This is a genomic window from Glaciimonas sp. GNP009, assembly GCF_054343755.1.
On record NZ_JBTGUV010000004.1, the window covers coordinates 360,838 to 380,641 of the forward strand.

Annotated in this window: 15 protein-coding genes and 1 tRNA gene; 2 read left to right on the forward strand and 14 right to left on the reverse strand. The window is 47.8% G+C overall.

What is annotated here, in order from left to right; translation table 11 throughout:
• Positions 1-37 precede the first annotated feature (37 nt).
• Together ACXX82_RS02680 and ACXX82_RS02685 are read left to right on the forward strand one after the other, a co-directional pair.
• On the forward strand, positions 38-325 hold the full coding sequence (locus tag ACXX82_RS02680; RefSeq protein ID WP_458562353.1) for an MSMEG_0570 family nitrogen starvation response protein: 288 nt from the start codon (positions 38-40) through the stop codon (positions 323-325).
• An 85-nt stretch (positions 326-410) separates the two neighbouring features.
• Positions 411-1,742, forward strand: coding sequence for an MSMEG_0569 family flavin-dependent oxidoreductase (locus ACXX82_RS02685; protein ID WP_458562354.1), 1,332 nt, complete (start codon positions 411-413; stop codon positions 1,740-1,742).
• Positions 1,743-1,929: 187 nt separating this feature from the next.
• Here ACXX82_RS02685 and ACXX82_RS02690 read toward each other — a convergent pair.
• From ACXX82_RS02690 to ACXX82_RS02755, 14 genes are all read right to left on the reverse strand, one after another.
• A tRNA-Gly gene (locus tag ACXX82_RS02690) sits at positions 1,930-2,005 on the reverse strand.
• Positions 2,006-2,473: 468 nt separating this feature from the next.
• Positions 2,474-3,796 carry an Nramp family divalent metal transporter gene (locus ACXX82_RS02695; protein WP_458562355.1) on the reverse strand — a complete coding sequence of 441 codons (1,323 nt, stop codon included), beginning with the start codon at positions 3,794-3,796 and terminating at the stop codon, positions 2,474-2,476.
• Between the two features lie 239 nt (positions 3,797-4,035).
• Positions 4,036-5,196: an MraY family glycosyltransferase gene (locus tag ACXX82_RS02700; protein WP_322239784.1), complete on the reverse strand. Its 1,161-nt coding sequence runs from the start codon at positions 5,194-5,196 to the stop codon at positions 4,036-4,038.
• 219 nt (positions 5,197-5,415) lie between these two features.
• The gene (locus ACXX82_RS02705; protein ID WP_458562356.1) at positions 5,416-6,708 is read right to left on the reverse strand and encodes an EAL domain-containing response regulator; all 1,293 of its coding nucleotides are present in this window, start codon (positions 6,706-6,708) and stop codon (positions 5,416-5,418) included.
• A 22-nt stretch (positions 6,709-6,730) separates the two neighbouring features.
• On the reverse strand, positions 6,731-7,156 hold the full coding sequence (locus ACXX82_RS02710; protein ID WP_458562357.1) for a response regulator: 426 nt from the start codon (positions 7,154-7,156) through the stop codon (positions 6,731-6,733).
• A 156-nt stretch (positions 7,157-7,312) separates the two neighbouring features.
• Complete coding sequence (locus ACXX82_RS02715) at positions 7,313-9,301, reverse strand: collagen-like triple helix repeat-containing protein (RefSeq protein ID WP_458562358.1); 1,989 nt, start codon at positions 9,299-9,301, stop codon at positions 7,313-7,315.
• A gap of 380 nt (positions 9,302-9,681) precedes the next feature.
• Positions 9,682-10,740 carry an acyltransferase family protein gene (locus ACXX82_RS02720; RefSeq protein WP_458562359.1) on the reverse strand — a complete coding sequence of 353 codons (1,059 nt, stop codon included), beginning with the start codon at positions 10,738-10,740 and terminating at the stop codon, positions 9,682-9,684.
• Positions 10,741-10,760: 20 nt separating this feature from the next.
• A complete protein-coding gene (locus ACXX82_RS02725; RefSeq protein WP_458562360.1) occupies positions 10,761-11,927 on the reverse strand; it encodes a GumK N-terminal domain-containing glycosyltransferase in 1,167 nt (388 codons plus the stop codon).
• Between the two features lie 163 nt (positions 11,928-12,090).
• On the reverse strand, positions 12,091-13,485 hold the full coding sequence (locus ACXX82_RS02730; RefSeq protein WP_322239795.1) for a phosphomannomutase/phosphoglucomutase: 1,395 nt from the start codon (positions 13,483-13,485) through the stop codon (positions 12,091-12,093).
• Between the two features lie 82 nt (positions 13,486-13,567).
• Positions 13,568-14,986, reverse strand: coding sequence for a mannose-1-phosphate guanylyltransferase/mannose-6-phosphate isomerase (locus ACXX82_RS02735; protein ID WP_458562361.1), 1,419 nt, complete (start codon positions 14,984-14,986; stop codon positions 13,568-13,570).
• Positions 14,983-16,215, reverse strand: coding sequence for a nucleotidyltransferase family protein (locus ACXX82_RS02740; RefSeq protein ID WP_322239799.1), 1,233 nt, complete (start codon positions 16,213-16,215; stop codon positions 14,983-14,985). Before ACXX82_RS02740 ends, ACXX82_RS02735 begins: the two co-directional genes overlap by 4 nt.
• A gap of 89 nt (positions 16,216-16,304) precedes the next feature.
• Positions 16,305-17,081 carry a WecB/TagA/CpsF family glycosyltransferase gene (locus ACXX82_RS02745; RefSeq protein ID WP_322239801.1) on the reverse strand — a complete coding sequence of 259 codons (777 nt, stop codon included), beginning with the start codon at positions 17,079-17,081 and terminating at the stop codon, positions 16,305-16,307.
• Between the two features lie 69 nt (positions 17,082-17,150).
• Complete coding sequence (locus ACXX82_RS02750) at positions 17,151-18,698, reverse strand: lipopolysaccharide biosynthesis protein (protein WP_458562362.1); 1,548 nt, start codon at positions 18,696-18,698, stop codon at positions 17,151-17,153.
• 44 nt (positions 18,699-18,742) lie between these two features.
• A complete protein-coding gene (locus ACXX82_RS02755; RefSeq protein WP_458562363.1) occupies positions 18,743-19,705 on the reverse strand; it encodes a glycoside hydrolase family 5 protein in 963 nt (320 codons plus the stop codon).
• Positions 19,706-19,804 lie beyond the last annotated feature (99 nt).

Consider the following 19,804-nt stretch of genomic DNA (forward strand, 5'->3'; position numbering starts at 1 on the left):
TACGACGTCCGCCCTTTATTGTTATATGGAGAGAACCATGCCCGTAGTCCACTTTAGCGTCCGCTGGCCGGACAATTCAACCAGCGATTGCTACTCTCCATCGCGGGTCATCAAAGATTATCTGGAAGTCGGAAAAAGTTATCCAATCCCCGATTTTGTAGAACGTAGTCGCGCCGCATTAACCATGGCGAGCGAGCGTGTGCAGCAAAAATTTGGCTACATGTGCTCATCCGCGATGGATCAACTTGGTCAAATAGAACGCACTGCCAGCCGGTTTGAAGATCAGGAAAACGCATTGGTCATTGTCGAAGCGTTTCGCCCGTGACGGTTGACTGTTCATTCTTTTTGCGATTGACCATTCGCTTGATCCCTTATCCGTCATTTATCCAATCAGCATTTGGAGAATAAATATGAATACTTCACCTCAATTATTGCAAGACAATCATTATTCGGTATTGATTATCGGCGGTGGCCAAGCCGGATTGTCGATGAGCTACAACCTGAAGCAGCAATGCATTGACCACCTTATTCTTGAAAAGAACCGTATCGGCCACGCCTGGAGAAGCGAACGCTGGGACACATTTTGTCTGGTGACACCCAATTGGCAATGCACACTACCGGGATTTCCTTATACTGGAAACGATCCGTACGGATTCATGAAAAAAGATGATATCGTCGACTACATTGACCGATACGTCGCCTCATTCGAACCACCTGCCGCCGAGGGCGTCGGAGTTACAAGGCTGCTTCGCAATGCTGCAAACGTGTTTGAAATCGAAACAACCAAAGGCAACCTGACAGCTGATCAGGTTGTGGTTGCCATCGGTGGTTATCACATACCAATAATCCCAGGCGTGGCAGAAAAATTACCCGATCACATCGTGCAATTACATTCGTCTGATTACGTCAATCCTGAGTCACTTCCACCTGGCGATATTTTGGTCGTTGGTACAGGACAATCCGGTTGCCAGATAGCTGAGGATCTCCATCTCACCGGCCGCCGCGTGCACTTATGCGTCGGTGATGCACCGCGCGTTGCACGCACCTATCGTGGCAAGGATGTGGTGGAATGGCTTGACCACATGAAGTATTACGACCTTCCCGTTGAGCGCCATCCGCTTGGCACGGGCGTGCGCGAAAAAACCAATCACTACGTCACTGGACGTGACGGTGGACGCGATATTGATTTGCGCAAATTTGCGCTGGAAGGAATGCAATTATATGGTCGCTTCGAGACGTTCGCCGATGGTATCGCAACGTTCGGCAGCGAATTAAAAAATAACCTCGACAGTGCCGATGCGGTCTCCGAAAACATCAAAAACAATATCGATAAATTTATCGCCGACAATGCCATTGATGCACCAAAGGAAGCACGCTACGTGCCGCTCTGGGAGCCACCAGCGGATGCGCCGCAACGTCTTAATATGGGCAGCAATAACATTGCCGCGGTCATCTGGTGCATCGGCTTCCGTACCGATTTTAGCTGGATCGAAGAAACCATCTTTGATGCACGCGGCTATCCGGGCCACACGCGCGGCGTGACAGACATTGCGGGGCTGTATTTTCTTGGCTTGCCTTGGCAATACACATGGGGATCGGGACGATTTTCGGGCATTGCACGAGATGCCGGATATTTGCTGGAACACATTGTCCGACATCGCGATAAAAACCTGCCTACCATGAAGATATCTGTGCAATCAACACAACTAGAAGTGCAAAATAAATCAGCGCTTAATTGTTAAAATTACGCATCAAATTTGCGCTCACTGACCATCAACTTAAATATTAGGACGAGACAGATTCAAGTAAAGATAAAAAATAAGAACTAAACCGAAGGACAAAAGCGCAGCTCTGGCTGGCTGACCGGGGAATTAACTGCACCAAACCAACAATAAAAAAAGGAAGCCTTTTGGGCTTCCTTTCTTATTTTGGAGCGGGAGAAGAGGCTCGAACTCTCGACCTATACCTTGGCAAGGTATCGCTCTACCAACTGAGCTACTCCCGCGTTTTCTTTGCTAACCGATACAGGAGGAGATTCCCGAAATCCAAACCTATCTGGAGAGTGACCTCGGCGAAAGGTGAATCTACTCTTGTATCGGCTATGCTTTACTTAAAATCGCAAAACACATTTAAAGCTAACTAACGAAGGACCGAAGTATAGCAGCCCTTCAACAAACGCACAACACCTAATTCAAACTTGATAAAAAATGTCTTCACAATGGTAAATATAGCGTTAAAACACAACATTCAACAATGTGGTGACAAATCCCTCATCACATTTCGATAATTTAATTATCACACTGAATCATCCAAAAAATCAACAGCGCAAAGAAATCTTATGTAAATTTTCGACACTGAGGCGACTCTCGCGTTACCGGAAGCTGCGCGCGCAAATCTTTCGACGATTTTTATTGCCGCAATTTCTTTAGGGAAAGACACCATCGCACAAGCGGTATCTCCATAGACCAATGGGCTATTGCATCCCAAATGCCTGTAAAACCAACCAGATATTCGCTGCAGAAATAACAACGAACAACATCCATGACAGCGCCGAGGTTGTCAGCGAATTGGCAAAGACTCCCATTAAGTCGCGGCGACTAGTAAGCTTAATCAACGGATACATGGCAAAAGGTAATTGAAGGCTCAATACGACCTGACTCATCACCAACAAACGTCCCACAGAATGTTCGCCCCACAAGATTACACCAATCAATGCCGGCACCAAAGCCAGGCTGCGTGTAATCAAGCGGCGCTGCCAGCAGGGTATTTTTATTTTTAGAAAACCATCCATAATGACCTGGCCTGCGATTGTTCCGGTAAATGTCGAGCTTTGGCCTGAGGCCAGCAAGGCCACGCCAAATAAAATACCTGCCACGGCGGTGCCCGCAATCGGGTCTAGTAAGTGGAACGCTTCGTCGATTTCCACAGCAACGTGACTACCGCTGGTGTGAAAGGCAGCGCCAGCCAAAACCAGAATAGCGACATTGATCACTAGCGCGACCATCAGGGAAAATATCGTATCCAGACGTAAAAACCGGATCGCCTGCTGCCGGCTGCGATCATTACTCTCAACCACGCGAGTCTGGACAATCGAAGAGTGCAAATAGAGATTATGCGGCATGATCGTCGCACCAAGAATGCCAATAGCCAAATAAAGCGGTTCTTGGCCGGCCAGCGCTTTTAACGACGGGATCGCGCCAGCGGCGACGGCGCTCCAGTCTGGCTTGACAAATAACAGTTCGGCAAACAGACAAACACTGATGGTGAGAATCAAACCAAGAATGATTGCCTCAATCTGCCGAAAGCCTTTTCCTTTAAGACCGAGCACGATAATCGTATCAAATGCCGTCAGCAATACCCCAGTCACCAGCGATACGCCAAACAGTAACTTGAACGCCAGTGCGCTTCCCAATACCTCGGCAACATCACACGCGATGATCGAAACCTCAGCAAAAAACCACAGAGTTTTGCCCGCACGTGGACTGTATTGTTCGCGGCAATGCACTGCTAGATCTTTTTGGGTGGCAATACCGAGTCGCATACTCAGACACTGCAACACGATCGCAGCAAGGCTCGACAAAATCACCACAAAAAGCAAGCTATAGCCGAATTGTGATCCCGCCTGAATATCGGTCGCCCAATTTCCGGGGTCCATGTAACCGATTGAGACCAACAAACCTGGACCAGTAAAGCGGACTATTTTTCGCCATAGCGGTGCAGTGGGAGAAACTGCTACCGTACCGACGACTTCAGACGGGCAGAATGGCGCAGTGGCCGTAGTAGGTAAACCAAACATAGTTTTTCAGTACACGAGGATGAATTTGATTCAATCGCAAGGCTGGTGCTCTGCGATGGTTTGAAGCCTATCAAATAATGCATCACTAGTGTAACGACTTTATGCCAAACACCCTACCCGCTCTTGCAAACGTCCCAGCATGGGTAGATATTCCTTTACAACTAACGAGTTTTACCATCGTTTTTGCTTGAAAACCAATCCATAACAAAAACACCCAAACACCGTGAACAAACGATCTGCTAGGGTATTTTGATATCCGGGACGATCAACAAGCTGCCAGAAACTACCCTAACCGTATACCAGCGCCAATGCCCTCGCACCAGGCGCGCATAGATCGCAAGGTACGAGCCAACTTGCAGCGCGACGATAACTAAAGCACTCACTATCGTATCACCAGCGACAACTGCAATGAATGACATGACCGCCACCCAAGTGCCGACAAAGCACACCACCGCCGCATTACGTAGCCATGGCCTGGCAGGGTTATGACGCAGCATTTGACACACGACACGACGATAAATCAGGGCATGAAGATGCAGGCGATCTGCATGTCCGGGACTCATTTTTCGGACGATCTTCCTACGATAGATACTATATAGCACTTCAATAATAGGGTACGCACAGATTGCCAATACCTGCCATGCGTTGATCGAAGGATTGCGTATAAGTAGCAATATCATGACCTCGGAAACCAAAAAACCCAAAAGATAAGCCCCGCCATCTCCGAGAAATAATCGTCCTGTCGGGTAATTAACGACCAAAAAGCCGAAGGCAGCTCCCGCAATCAACAACGCCAACTGGGTCACCAACACGTCTCCACACCGCCATGCGAGATACCCAAGTGCGGCCAACATAATAATAACTACGGTTGCCGCGATGCCATTAAAACCGTCAATTATATTGATAGCGTTGGTCCCGCCAGCGACCACGAAAGCGGTCACAAGAATAGCAAATGGAACGATTGTTAATAAAGCGTCGAAGCCCCATATGTCCAGACCATCAATGATGGCACCAGATAACCAGCTTGCTAGAAATGCAGAAACCATACTGGCTACCAGGCGCGCCTTGACCGATACTCTTTTTGTCAGATCTTCCAACGTACCAACCAGAAAAATAGGGCAACTGGCAAGCAGGAGTGAAAACACGTCTTGTATGTTGATTGGCTTAACAAGAGACGGACTAATGATTGCAAAAAAAATGGCTGAAAAAATGAGGCCAGTCATCACAGCGATCCCGCCAATGCGCGGGACTGCTATTGTATGGACTTTTTGTATCGCAGAAAGATCGTGATCTAAAGAATGCTTACCGTGCCAATTTTGTGAAAGTACAATCAACAAACTGGTCGCAAAGCTGAGAATCGCAGCAGCAACACCGAAAGAAGCCATATTCAATATGTTCATTGCGCCAGCCATTTTGGAGTTAACTTAATTGATCTCAGGTTTAATCTTAAAAAAGACCGGTTCGGGGTAACTAATATCAGCGCTTCAGTTCCGATTTTTAGCGCCGCATTCATCTCACCACTGCACTTTTTACTTACTTCTCCGAACTAGCCAGCGTCAGCAATCTCATCAACCTTACTAACGCGAGCCGTGATTAAAAGTCGGGGCCAAATATGCGTATCACACCCATCTCATCGCTTTATGGGTTTGAGTGAATTGTGCCATTTTCGGTAACGAGAACAATTGAGGTATTTTTTGTGCAACCGATTGTTCGCTCGATAGCCAGCGGACCAAGTCATCCCCAGACATTGGTTTTGCGAAGTGATAACCCTGCCCTACATCAAAGCCAAGTTCTTGAAAAAAAGTCGCGTCACTCTCAGATTCGATGCCTTCTGCAACTGTTCGAAGATCAAGATTTTTCGCCATATTAACGATTGAATTGAGGATTAGAATCGAGCGCTTATTTTTTCGCGCAGACGCGATAAACGATTGATCGATTTTAATTTCGTTAAACGGCATCTGGCTTAATTGCTGCAATGAGGAGTAACCTGTCCCGAAATCATCGAGCGACAATCCGAAACCGTGCATTTGCAATCTGGTAACGCTTTCCAGCAATCCTTTGTAGTCCTTGGGAAGCGCTGTCTCGGTGACCTCGATAGTAATACGCTCAGGATTTATCTGATGTTCCTTCACAATGGCCAACCATCTGTTCGGTATCGCAGTATTTTCCAAGGTTAACGGTGATGCATTGATAGAAATACTGATTTCCGGCCTAATCGAATACCACTTTTTAGTGGACTCAAGCACGTTGCACAGCAGATCTTCAGTCAATTGGTCAATCAGACCCGCAGATTCCATCAAAGGAATAAATTGCGACGGAGGAATCACACCTTGATCTGGATGCATCCATCGAGCAAGAACCTCAACACCGACCGGCGTGCGCGTAGCAAAGTCTAATTTTGGTTGAAAATAGGGCACGAATTGCCCTCGTTTTAAAGCGGTACTCAGATCTTCTTTAGACCAGCACTGAAACGGCACTCTCTTGCGGAAAACATATTCAGCTTTTTGTGGATGCAAGGTCGGCGATATGAGATTTTTGAAATTTGAGAATTTAACTGGCTTAATGATCCGACCAGAAAGTCGTATGCCGTAACTTAATATTATTTCTTCTGCAGAACACAGTAGATCATCTTCCAACGCTGATGAAAGAATGACTCGACCTATTTTTGCACGGGGCGCTTCACGGAGAAATTCTATTCCATCCATGCCGCCCATCCGTAAATCGCAGATCGTGAAATCAAACTCCTCGGCATAACCATCAAGCAGCGCTAATGCCTGTTGCGCATCAGCTGCTTCGGCCACAAAACCGACTCCTAGAACTTTCAAATACATCACTAGAGTGGCACGCTGACTTTGATCTTTTTCAAGAACCAGTATCTTTTGGTTAGAAAAAATAGAATAGGGAATTTTCATAAGACCAATCTAGGTTAGCCGTTCAGATCAACACTGGGCTGATATCGGAAGTCAACTCAATATCAGGTTCCAACCAGCATTGCAGAACCTCTTTGAGAGAGGCCGTAGAAGCAGGTTTCGCAATATAACAATCCATTCCAGCCCTAAGACAACGCTCCCTGCCTCCCTCCGTACTATTTGCAGTAACCGCAATAATAGTCAAATGCGCTCCGGTAATTTTCTCGTGCTGCCTGATTTTTTCAGTCATTTCGTATCCATCCATGACCGGCATCTGGCAATCTGTAAAGATAATCTTGCAGCTATTACTAGATAGCCAAGATATTGCTTCCGCACCGTTCGATAGAACTTTTACGGCGTCGAAACCAATCCTCTTTAACTGATGAACAATCAGTTTTTGAAGGATTTTGTTATCTTCGACAACGAGAATTCCAGGCTGTATTTTCATCATTTTTAGCGATAGGTATTTTTGTCGTTTAGGGCGAGCCCTTAGCAACGCGCTATAGTTCCGGAGACTTTTTTGTATAATTTATTGACGTTCCGTTTGACTCTTAGTCGCAAAAAAACCTCGTGATAAGCCAAGGCTTTTTTGCGATGACCACATTGTTTATTTTGCAGGCAGGCCAGCTAGCAATCCGGTCAGTAGACCTGACACAGGTGTCAACGCGCCCGCGCCAGAAGTACCAGTCACACCACTCAATGTGCTAGTCAAACCGCTGACTAGTCCAGTAACCGGCGCCAGCGAACCGGCACCAGGAGTAGCGACGCCACTCAACACACTGGTCAGACTACTCACCACTGTTGTCACAGGAGACAACGAACCAGCTCCTGCTGAGCCAGTGACGCTAGTCAATGTGCTAGTCAACGTGCCAACTAACCCAGTGACTGGTGCCAGAGAACCAGCACCCGGAGTAGCAACGCCGCTTAACGTACCAGTCAAGCCACTGATCAGACCGGTGACTGGTGCCAGAGAACCGGCACCCGGAGTAGCAACGCCGCTTAACGTACCAGTCAAGCCACTGATCAGACCGGTGACTGGTGCCAGAGAACCGGCACCCGGAGTAGCAACGCCGCTTAACGTACCAGTCAAGCCACTGATCAGTCCGGTAACTGGTGCCAGAGAACCAGCGCCAGGAGTAGCAACGCCGCTTAACGTACCAGTCAAGCCACTGATCAGTCCGGTGACTGGTGCCAGAGAACCGGCGCCAGGACTAGCAACGCCGCTTAACGTACCAGTCAAGCTCCCTACCAACACTGTTAGCGACGACAGCGATCCCGCGCCAGGAGCCCCTGGCAAGCCGCCTACAGTGCCAGTTACACCTGTAATCAAACTAGTCAACGACCCTAAAGGATTGGTCCCTGTAGCGCCGCCTAAGCCGCCTGTCAGAGAGCTAAGAAGAATTGTCGCTGGCGACAATGGATTGGTACCACCGCCCGCTAAGCCGCCAAGACCGGCGAACAAACCATTGACCTGGTTACCCAATAACGGTTGCAAGCTATTGGTCAAACTGTTGTTAGCGAGAGCAATCACAGTGCTACCCACAGTCGTCACGACACCGCCCAAACCTGCGGATAGTGGCGTATTAATGCCGCTCAGTTGCGTGCCACCAGCAACGACGGCGCTGCCAACCGCGATGAGCAAGCCGTTAACCGGCTGGTTAAGACCAGTAGTATTGCCAACTGCTTGCGTTACTGTATTAACCGTGCTGGTAAGAGGCACAATCGCTGTGCTTAATGCCAGCGTAACCTGCTGGACCGGGCCTGTCGTCAATGTAGTCGTTAATGGCACAGCGATTTGTTTTACAACACCACCAACAGCGACCACCAGTCCACCAACCGGTGTGGTGACCGGGGCCAGAACTGAAAGCTGATCGCTACCTAATCCAATCACCAGTTGTCCGGCGCTTTGGACTGTGTCGCCAACCTTACCGACCACACCACCAACACTACCGACGGTGATACCCACTGGATCTGTTGCAGTACCGATCTGACCAAGGCCGTTTGTCACGCCAGCACCTAGCGTTGTCAGGACGCCGCTACCATTGCTGACAACACCATTCAAGCCACTACTTATGCCAGAAGTTAATGGCAACTGACTAGTCAACGTCGTACCTAGGCTACCTACTGCAGTGCCGATACTTGATACGACTGAGCCTGTATTAGAAAGAAGATTCGACTTAACTAAATTGTTAGTTCCACCACCAGTGCCACCAGTGCCACCAGTGCCACCAGTGCCACCAGTTGCGCCTGTGCCGCCAGTTGCGCCTGTACCACCAGTTGCGCCTGTGCCGCCAGTTGCGCCTGTGCCGCCAGTTGCGCCTGTACCACCAGTTGCGCCTGTGCCGCCAGTTGCGCCTGTGCCGCCGGTTGCACCATCCGTGCCATTGCTACCATTTGTACCAGCTGCACCTGTACCCCCCCCAGCTCCCGTGCCGCCAGTTGAAGCATCGCCAGTACCACCTGCCGTGCCACCCGCTGTGCCACCACTACTCGCTCCACCGATTTTGCCTATCGTACCGTTGCCAGCACATCCCGATAACAAACCAGCAAACAATAGTGATACTGCGATTAGGCTTCTTTTCTGTGATGTTTTCATGATATTTCCCCGGGTTGGTAATGCAGAAACGCCTGCTTTGGGGTCCTTAATGCAAATAACATACCAGAGGAAAATATCAGAAAATTTAGCTTGTTTTAATAAGTAGAAATTTGTACAAATTTTAAATAAATGCTTTTAAAATCAATCACTAACGATTCTTTAGCAAATTTTTAAGGGCGCAATTTTAATCGGGAAAATATCTATTTTTGGACGTAACACGTTACGTTACATCAAGGAACATCAGTATTCCCTGGCGTGAAAATTCGTTGCCTTTTCAAATACAAAAAAGTGGATTTGTTCTACTTTATAAACCACGCTTTTCTAAAGGAATTACACTGAAAAATTAATGCCAGAGACCTTTATATGGTTAAAAGCGCACCCTATTTACCCACCCGGCTACGGCCAAAACTATCTGTCGGTAACGGCAAACGGCGCAATATATATACTGCTGGAATACAAAGCAGGATCGCTAGAGCGCTACTCACCACACTCCATCCAATACCATAGTTATAATTTTTCGGAATCAAATGCAAAGAAATCGCCATACCACGAATAAAACTAAAAAAAATGAAGTGCAATGGAAAAATCGTTAACGTATTTTCTGAAAGCCATTTACTGACTATCGACGACGGTAATAGCCTGGAAACAGAAAAGGTGGCGATAATCCCTAGCAATGCGATTGGAAAATAGAGTGAAGGCCACACACCAAAATGCATGTTAGCCAGGTCGACCGAGCCAGTTTTAGACACTACAAAAGCAAGTAATCCAAATGCGGCAATAAAAGTAAAAATAAAATACACTCGCTTAATATGAGTGAAATAATCCTTATCTCGGACGCATTGTCCGATGGCATAAAACGCAAGCCCTATCCACATGCTATCCAATCCCAAAGGAAATCTATAAGGTACAAACTTCCACAGCATTGAGATGGCAAACGCCAGAACCACAAACAGACAAGTGGAAGTCATCGTTGTCAATAATTTGCGCGAGGCGTGATAGGCGATGACCGTCAGCAAAAAGCACGGAAAAAACCAAAGCGGAGGATCGACGTAAAGATCAGACTCAAGTCCGCTAAAAAATCCTACCACCGGCCCGTACCAAGTATTCCCTGCATAAAGCAGTGCCTTGATGCCGACATTACGTGTCACCAGCCAGTAAATAAAAGCAACCAAAAAAAAGAGCACATAAGGTATCCCTATATTTTGTAAACTTTTTTTTGAATTACTGACAATAGTCGCCTCTAATTTAGTCGGCTTAATCAGAAATCCGGAAATAAAAAAGAATAACGGGACATGAAAACTAAAGATTAAATGCGACAAATAATCCGGAAGACCTCTACTATGTCCGAGAACAATAAGGGCAATACCAATAGCTTTAGCATTGTCGATAAAACCATAATGATTCTGTGCTGGCACATTACGTGTTGCGCTAGCAGTCACAATATTTCCCGCTAGATCACTCACGAAACCAGTCTCGTGTCGGAAAACTTATCTGGCGCCAATAGCCTTTCCACTACTGCAGACCAGCTTAAATGCTCTTTATGAGGGGGCAAACGTGGTGTACCCAGCGCGCTGCGTAGCGCGCGGAAAATAGAATCTGCATCGCCGGGCTGATATCCAAAGCGCGAGACGAAATCCCCTACGATGCCATCAGGGCACACGGCAGGTAGACCAAAAAAGTCATACTGCATCAGCTTCATTGAGGTATCGGAAAGATAGCGTGGAACGTTTTCTGATCGATAAGGTGCTATTCCTACGGTTGCATGTTTGATATATGGCAGCGTAAGGAGATGTGGCATCTCATCATGCACAACAACGTTTTTTCCAAAGTCAGGATGCGCCGCCATACCGCAACCAATAATATGAAAAGTCACTTCAGGAAAAAGTCTTGATGCCACTACAAAAAAATCTGGATCGAACAACATTGATCCCACCGATACCGCAGTCAGACCGGGTCCATAAGGAGATGGATCAGCATGTTCTTCGACCGAAAAATCAAAGCCGTGTGGTACTACATAACAATTATCCAGACTCGGCATCTCATCAGCCATGAATCGAGAAGTGAGGCAAATCGCGTCCATTTTTGGCGCGACTTCCGTAAAAATTTCCTTAACATACGATGCAACATTAATCGTAGCAAGGTCATCAGAAGCAAGATAAATGGTTTTTGCCTGCGGATTCAGGCGCTTTACAAGATCGAAAAAAATTGGAGCGATTCCACTTTCAAAGATTACAACATCCGCTTGCTCTATCCATTCGACCAAGACAGGATTGGGATTGTTGACGTATCGTTTAAATAAAAATTTTTCTATAGGAGAGAAAATATTTTTACGCGTATTGAATGGATGGATAAATGTCTTCCATAGAAAACAGTGGATGCCATCGCGCAAACCTACTTTATTTGCGAGACTATTTAGCGATTTTCTGGGGTCGGATTTTAACTGCGATAGTAGACTGTATTGGCAAGAAAAAAAACTGGTAGGACCATATTTTTTTAATTCAGCTGCAATAAAATGTACGTTCACCCTTCTTCGGGACCGATAGTCGTGGGCAGTAATCATTAGAGATCGCATTGTGTATCTTTCTAGAAGTAAATTCTTGCTTGGCGTTCTAATCTGACCGGGCATAGAAAAATACAATTTTTCGTCGTTGCTTGGTGGTGATACTTAAAGGCATTGCTCAACATCTTGGTGCCATGTTGATCTGCCATCTATTCACAGAAATACTTCATCAGTTAGGCGTCTGATTGCGGATTAAGTTCGGCATTAAACTTTGTAATAAGGGTATTATTTAAAAGTTCATAACAGCATCCGGTTTTTCCATCAGAATCACCCGCTTAAATTCTGCTTGTATGCGCGCTAGTGCATCTTCCGATTCGGCCTCAAAACGCATGACTGCCACCGGTGTGGTATTCGATGCCCGCACCAATCCAAAGCCATCCGGATATTCCACGCGTAAGCCATCAATCTTGATAATGTCATCCGCACCGGGAAACTCCGCTTGCTGCTGTAAAGCGGCAATCAGCGTAAAGTTCTCGCCCTCGGCCAAGGTCAATTGTAATTCCGGCGTGCTAGTCGATTGCGGTAGTGCGTTCAGCACCGCTGAAGGATCACTCTCCCGACTCAACAATTCCAGCAAGCGGACACCGGCATACAAGCCGTCGTCAAAACCATACCAACGGTCTTTGAAGAACACATGTCCACTCATCTCACCGCCCAACGGCGCACCGGTCTCGCGCATCTTCGCTTTCACCAGTGAATGGCCGGTTTTCCACATCAGCGGCTTGCCACCGTGCTGCGTAATCCATGGCGCCAGATGGCGCGTACATTTAACGTCGTACAAAATTTCCTGACCCGGATGACGGGTCAGCACATCAGCGGCAAACAGCATCAACTGCCGATCCGGATAAATGATCTGACCATCTTTGGTGACAACGCCCAGACGATCGCCATCGCCGTCGAACGCCAGGCCAATTTCTGCGTCAGAGGTTTGCAGCGCCCGAATGACATCCTGCAAATTCTCCGGATGCGCCGGATCGGGATGATGGTTCGGAAATGTTCCGTCCACCTCACAAAACAATTCTTGTACTTCGCAGCCGAGGGCGCGATACAGTTCACCAGCAAACGCACCCGCCACGCCATTGCCGCAATCGACAACGATCTTCATCGGCTTTGCCAACGTCACGTCGCTGAGGATGCGTTGCAGATAGGTGTCCTTGATATCGTGCGTGCTGTAATGCCCCACATTCTGCGTCTGCTCGACCGTGCGGCTAACCGCATCCGTCGCAATCGACTGATACAGTGCCTGAATGGTTTCGCCATAAATCGCCTCGCCCGCCAAAACCATTTTGAAGCCGTTGTAATCGGGAGGATTGTGGCTGCCAGTCACCATGACGCCGGATTGTGTGTCCAGCACATGGGTCGCAAAATACACCATGGGCGTGACGACGACACCGAGATCAATCACGTCGACGCCAACATCCTGTAACCCTGACGCCAGGGCCGCGGTCATTTCGGCGCCAGATAAACGGCCATCACGACCGATCACAACTGTCTTTTGCCCCTTAGCGATGGCCGCTAGGCCAAAAGCCTGACCGATATGACGCGCGATGCCAGCGTCAAGCGTTTTGCCAATAACACCGCGGATGTCGTAGGCTTTGAATATCGAATTTTGGAGTGGGAGCATAATTTTTTTAGTCAATTTAACTTAATTGGTTAGAGGCACATAAGCCCCAACGGAAGCGCATTAGAGACAACATCTCTTTGCCTTAACTACGTTTATATATATCCTCGAAACGAACAATATCGTCCTCTCCCAAGTAACCGCCTGACTGTATTTCGATCAAATGCAATGGCATTTTTCCTGGATTTTCTAACCTGTGCTTAACGCCTATCGGTATGTAAGTGGACTCATTTTCGGTGAGAAATTTTTCATCTTCTCCGCAGGTAATGCGTGCTGTACCACTCACCACCACCCAATGTTCGGCGCGATGATGATGCATTTGGAGCGACAATTTTCCTCCTGGATTAACGGTGATACGCTTAACCTGGAAGCGATCACCTATATCGATTCCCTCATAACTTCCCCAAGGTCGGAACACACTTGTATGATTCAAATGTTCGGTCCGTTGATTCTCCTTAAGATCATTGACGATTTTTTTGACATTTTGGACCTGATCTTTGTGCACTACCAACACCGCATCTTTGGTTTCTACGACGATCAAATCCTCGACCCCGACGACCGCCACAAAACGACTTTCCGCTCTGATCATGGAGTTTTTTACGCCATCGGTATAAACGTCGCCTCGCAGGACATTCCCATCTATATCAGCATCCAGTATTTCCCATAAAGCAGACCATGATCCAACGTCGTTCCAACCGATTTCGGATGGCACAACGACGGCATGCGTAGTGTGCTCCATGACGGCGTAATCAATCGACTCTGCTGGACAAACGGCAAAGGAGGTCTCATCCAAACGGCAAAAATCGAGATCACGATAAGCGCCGCTGAACGCCTTATCGCAACTTTCTGCTATAGCGGGACGGAAGGCGTGGAGCTCTTCAAGATAACGCGATGCCAAGAATAGAAACATGCCGCTATTCCAGCTATAAGCTTTATCCGCAACAAAAATTTCGGCCGTGGCACGGTCAGGCTTTTCCACAAATTTGTCGACTGTGTAACAACCATCCGTTCCTTCCAGAGCTTCACCGCGCCGGATATATCCATACCCCGTCTCGGGGCCGGATGGGACGATACCAAAAGTCGCAAGCGCGCCACTGCGCGCCGCTTGCGCCGCACGCTGCAACGCCACATGAAAAGCCTCGACATCAGCAATCACATGGTCTGCTGGCAGCACCAGCATCAGCGCTTCCGTATCTTCTTTCAATAAAAAATGTGCCGCTACGGCGACCGATGGCGCGGTATTTTTGCCTTCAGGTTCCAGCAAAATACCTAATGGCGCTACGCCAATGGCCCGCAATTGTTCAGCCACTAGAAAACGATGCTCATTACCGCAAGTAATTAACGGCGGCATCAACTCGGACCACTCCGACAACCGTAATAATGTCTCTTGCAACATCGAAAAATTCGAGCAGAGCGGCAGCAGTTGCTTTGGCAGCGCCTCACGCGAGAGCGGCCATAAGCGCGTTCCAGAACCTCCGGCAAGGATAACGGGATAAATTCTCATAGACCATCCTGCGTCATGGCAGCCGTGGTCCCTACTCTTGCTTTTGACCCAGAATCCAACTGATAGTCCGACTTGGAATCTAACTTAGAATCAATTTTAGATTCAGATTCAGCTGGAGATTCTGGCGGCTTATCGCGAGCATCACCCCATTCATGCTTGCCCGATTCCGGTAAATGAAGCATCTCACCAGCACGGTTCACGCTATATTCCTTGACCACAACCATTTCTTCCAGATAAGCGTCGGGCAGTATTCGCGTGTATTCAAACAACACACTACGCACCACTTCAGAGCCAGAACATACATGGCTGCCGTGTCCGATCCAGGTTGGTCCAATGATGGTGCAACCGGCCTCAATCAGACAACCGGCACCAATATAAACTGGCCCTTGAATGGTGGTACCGTTCCAATCTATGCTGGTATTAAGGCCGACCCATACCCCATCGGCGATTTGCGTCCCTGGCACTTCCAGCTGCGCTACTTCACCCAACAACACGCTTTGCAACACACTCCAGTAATCGGTCACAGTACCAATATCAATCCAATTGAAGTACCTTTGCTGCGCGTAAAATGGCAGGCCTTTTTCGGCCATCAGCGGGAACAGATCGGAGCCGATGTCGAACATTGTGCCAACAGGTATCAGATCAATGGCCTCCGGCTCAAAGATATAGATGCCGGTACTAGCGAAATTAGAGAGTGCGTCTGCCTCTTTCGGCTTCTCCTGAAATGATTTTATGCGTCCATCAAGATCCGTCACCACCACGCCATAGCTATCCACTTTATCCCAAGGCACCTCCTTGGTGACAACGCTTACCATTGCACCTTTTTTCTTATGCTCAAACAGTGCGGACGTCAGATCCAGATCAATTAACGCATCGCCGCAGATCACAATAGTCGTATCATCAAAAAAATTCGCAAACTCCTGAATTTTCTTGATACCCCCCGCTGAACCTAACGGTTCGGGAATGACCTCGCCACTATCATTGATATAGCCTTCAAACGAATAGCCAATCTGAACCCCGAATTGACTACCGTCCCCAAAATACTCTTCGATTTTGTGATGTAAATAGCTAACATTCACCATGATGTCACGCACGCCGTAACTAGCAAGATACTCGACCAGATAAGCCATTACGGGCTTGCCCAAAATCGGTATCATCGGTTTGGGAAGATCATAGGTCAGGGGACGAACGCGCGTGCCCTTGCCTGCCGCTAAAATCATTGCTTTCATGTTTCACCTCTTAAAATTTAATTTGGAATATCGTCAATATGATCAGGTTGCTATCTATCCCTCGCCCAGCAAATTCAGTACATTCCACTTCAGGCTTTCAGGTTTGTTGCATGGTTTGTATGTCTGTTGGAACTATCGCCCCGATGCTTGCGACACAAAAGCAGAAATCGCATGATGTCAATGGTGTAGCGGCGTAATAGTCGACGTGGTTCAAGACACAATCGATATAACCATTCGAGACGTGTGCGTTGGATCAAACTAGGCGCTCGCGCTTTATCCCCACTCCAAAAATCGAATAATGCACCAACGCCGATCACGACATTTGCATGCAATGTCTGGCGACTCAACAGTATCCATTCCTCCTGAATCGGATTGCCGAGAGCCACTAATACCACTTCTGCCTCAACCAAATTGATCGCCTTAATCAACGCGGCATGATCATGTTCAATCCCGGTATAACCGTCGCAAGTACCAACGACCGTTTGTCCAAGGTTCATGCGGACATGTTCCGCTGCTTTGGCGAGGACTTCAGGCTTTCCTCCCAACATGAACACCCGTAGCGGTCTTTTCGCGCAAGAAAAGAAATACGGTATGAAATCTGTACCGTTTAAATTTTCTTTGAATTTGTCACGACGAAATAGAAACGCAGCGATATCCATTCCAATACCATCATTAACAATCGCTACCGAATCGCTCTTCATCGTTCCCAAAAGATAGCGACATTGAACGATGAAATTGGTATTTGCAAAAAATAGTGACACTTTCTTTTTGCCCTGCACTATTTGGCGCAAATACCTGGCCAACACTGGTGAAGTGGTTTTAATGACCGGGTAACCCGCGATCGGAATAAATTTTTCTTCGCTCATGACCCACTCCTGAAAAAACCTCAACACCATAAAAGTACAATCCATTTCCGTATGTTCTTAAGACGCCATTTAGCGCACAAAAAAACGACGGAATCGCAAAGCAGCAAGCAACATCTCGTGCCATGAACTATTCACTGCGCGAATTTTCCAACCAGTAATAGCTACGATAAATGGATACAGCAAGCAGACAATCATTACGCCTCCCGCAACCAGCGTCACGTCGGTAAAGTGTGGAGGCATCATTAGAAGATAAGCACCCAATCCCAAAAACAATATGATGCTGCCCACCAAAGGCGGTGCCAGCGCAAACCACATCATGCGAACGTCCAGACCAAGTGCGCGATTGAGCAAGGTTTGTGAAATAGGGAATACCAGCAAAAAAGCACCGCAAAATGACAGACTCATACCAATCAGTCCAAAGTGATAGAAGGCTGCAGACAATGCGGTTGCCAACATTAATTGGGCGATGCCAACCATTACCGGTATACGATTTTTCCCCATTGCAAAAAACAGGTAGTCATTTAACTGGGTGATGGATGACAGGAGATACAAAATTGCAAGGGCGCCAATAGTTGGCGCTGCAGGTAACCACTTCGCCCCAAACACAGCCGTTATCAGAGGTTTCGCTAACACGGCTTGAAAACACAACAGCGGCGCAACGCAAAAGAACGTAATACCGAGTATTTTTAAATAGCCCTTTCTCAATGCTGCCAGATCCGTCCCTGCATTCGAAAACACCGGCAGCGCCACTTTGTGCATCGAACTGGCAATCACCAGATACACGGCTGACGTCACCCGCTTAGCCAAGTTATAAAGACCAGTTGCATACGGCCCAAGAAATATACTGACTAATAAAGAGTCGCCGTTGGTGTTGGCAAAGCTGAGCACACCCGACATTCCTACCTGACGAACATCATCCCAATATCTACGCATCAATGCACGGTCGAATACCAACCTTGGCAACCAGCGACTTTGGGCCACCACCAGCGCCAGGCCAAGACCGGATGCGGTCACTTGTTGCACCACCAGCGACATGCCGCCCCAGCCCTTGGTTGCCAGCGTGATGCCGACCACACCGCCAATCGATACCGATAGGATGGAACGAATAGCCAGTTGACGGAACATCATATTGCGCACCAACCTTGCCTCATAAGCGCGCACCAGACCGTAGAAAAGTACAGAAGCACTCATCCCCTGCAAAACAGTTTTTAAATCTGGAGCACGAAATAACGAGGACACCACTCCGGCCGAGAAAAACATTAGTCCTGCAAGGATTAATCCTGCCAATGTGCAGCAAGTAAAGACCCACGAATACAGACGGTCATTTGGTTCTTTGGTGCGCACGATCGGCATCGCTATCGCATCGAATACGACAAGACGGGTAAATAGAATAAAAAGATGGGCGACCGTCAACAAACCAAATGCATCCGGTGCCAAAAAGCGCGCCAGCACCGCAAAGATGACGAATGACAATATCTGCTGGGCGAGGTTATCCACAATCGACCAGATCGATCCTGACGCGACGCCACCCGCTTTTTTTTGCTTTATTGCGCCCATTTCCATAACTTTATATCCAGTTCTACTTTCATTTTTTCCCCGTTTCGGCTTCTGCTTCATAAGCTTCTACTCAATAGTAAAAACTCTCTAACCTCTACCAGTCGCTACATGGCCCGCTTCAATATCTCCACTTGCGGCTTTTCTCCGTTCTCATCGGGTTGGATGCTGAACGGATAGCTACCTAACCATCTACCGGTAGACCAGTATGTCCAACCACCCCATGCAGAAGTGTTTTTGGTGCCGTCAACCAATGCTGATAAGGCTTTCAGGCACGCTTCGTTTGGTGCCACACCAAATTCACCCAGAAACAGACGTTGCTTGGTCGAAATTGCCCATTGCGTGATGTTGGCCATGACCGTCTTCATGCGAGCGGTATCAACACAGGAGTTGTTGGTGCCAGAAGAATCAGCATCTGCGTATTGATGCGTTTCGAGCATGTAGTTATTGGCAGGATCGTGAAATGACCTAAACGCGTCGGCGTTTGAGGTGCCTGCATCCTTAGAAAACCAGGAATGCGCGCCACTCCAGCCTCCTCCAGGAACTAAAATCAGATTCTTTGCACCTTTTTTTCGCAAGGCTAGAACGGTTTCCTGCGCGGTTGCTGCCCACTCAGCGGTCGGCAATTTACTGGGTTCGTTCATCAAACCAAACGCAACATTGGCAGGGTCTTTGAAAGAGGGCTGAAGACGCGTCCATAGGTCGACAAATGCTTCACGCGGGACATCAACAGAGCCAATAGGCTTGCTGCGATATTCACCATAATTATGCACATCCAGAATCACACAAGCGCCGATGGAACGGGCATCGGCCACCGTGGATACAATCCTGTTTAACTCAGCGGAATCAAGTGCACCAAACAATTTAGGTTGCACTCGCTCCCATAGAAACGGCAGCCGAAAGGTATTCATTCCCAGCGACTGAAAATAACGCATATCGGCGATATCAGGATAAACATAATCTTTAAAAACCGTACCCGGCAGCTTCTGAGCAGCAAACTCTGCACCACTCAAATTGACGCCAACCAGCCGTTTGTTATCCAGACAATTAGCAACTGCCAAATGCGTCATAAGAAAGCATCCTATAAACATGCCAATGGAAAAAGCGCCTCGCGCTATGCGGGAAAATGCAAATGCATAGGAGCGACTTGCATTTTTAAGCATCGCCCT

Excerpts from the sequence above, each read along its gene's own strand:
- ACXX82_RS02750 (WP_458562362.1), bottom strand. The coding sequence starts at position 18,698 with ATGAAGCAGAAGCCGAAACGGGGAAAAAATGAAAGTAGAACTGGATAT.
- ACXX82_RS02680 (WP_458562353.1), top strand. The coding sequence starts at position 38 with ATGCCCGTAGTCCACTTTAGCGTCCGCTGGCCGGACAATTCAACCAGC.
- ACXX82_RS02685 (WP_458562354.1), top strand. The coding sequence starts at position 411 with ATGAATACTTCACCTCAATTATTGCAAGACAATCATTATTCGGTATTG.
- ACXX82_RS02705 (WP_458562356.1), bottom strand. The coding sequence starts at position 6,708 with ATGAAAATTCCCTATTCTATTTTTTCTAACCAAAAGATACTGGTTCTT.
- ACXX82_RS02755 (WP_458562363.1), bottom strand. The coding sequence starts at position 19,705 with ATGACGCATTTGGCAGTTGCTAATTGTCTGGATAACAAACGGCTGGTT.
- ACXX82_RS02695 (WP_458562355.1), bottom strand. The coding sequence starts at position 3,796 with ATGTTTGGTTTACCTACTACGGCCACTGCGCCATTCTGCCCGTCTGAA.
- ACXX82_RS02745 (WP_322239801.1), bottom strand. The coding sequence starts at position 17,081 with ATGAGCGAAGAAAAATTTATTCCGATCGCGGGTTACCCGGTCATTAAA.
- ACXX82_RS02730 (WP_322239795.1), bottom strand. The coding sequence starts at position 13,485 with ATGCTCCCACTCCAAAATTCGATATTCAAAGCCTACGACATCCGCGGT.
- ACXX82_RS02710 (WP_458562357.1), bottom strand. The coding sequence starts at position 7,156 with ATGATGAAAATACAGCCTGGAATTCTCGTTGTCGAAGATAACAAAATC.
- ACXX82_RS02740 (WP_322239799.1), bottom strand. The coding sequence starts at position 16,215 with ATGAAAGCAATGATTTTAGCGGCAGGCAAGGGCACGCGCGTTCGTCCC.
- ACXX82_RS02735 (WP_458562361.1), bottom strand. The coding sequence starts at position 14,986 with ATGAGAATTTATCCCGTTATCCTTGCCGGAGGTTCTGGAACGCGCTTA.
- ACXX82_RS02715 (WP_458562358.1), bottom strand. The coding sequence starts at position 9,301 with ATGAAAACATCACAGAAAAGAAGCCTAATCGCAGTATCACTATTGTTT.
- ACXX82_RS02700 (WP_322239784.1), bottom strand. The coding sequence starts at position 5,196 with ATGAACATATTGAATATGGCTTCTTTCGGTGTTGCTGCTGCGATTCTC.
- ACXX82_RS02725 (WP_458562360.1), bottom strand. The coding sequence starts at position 11,927 with ATGCCCGGTCAGATTAGAACGCCAAGCAAGAATTTACTTCTAGAAAGA.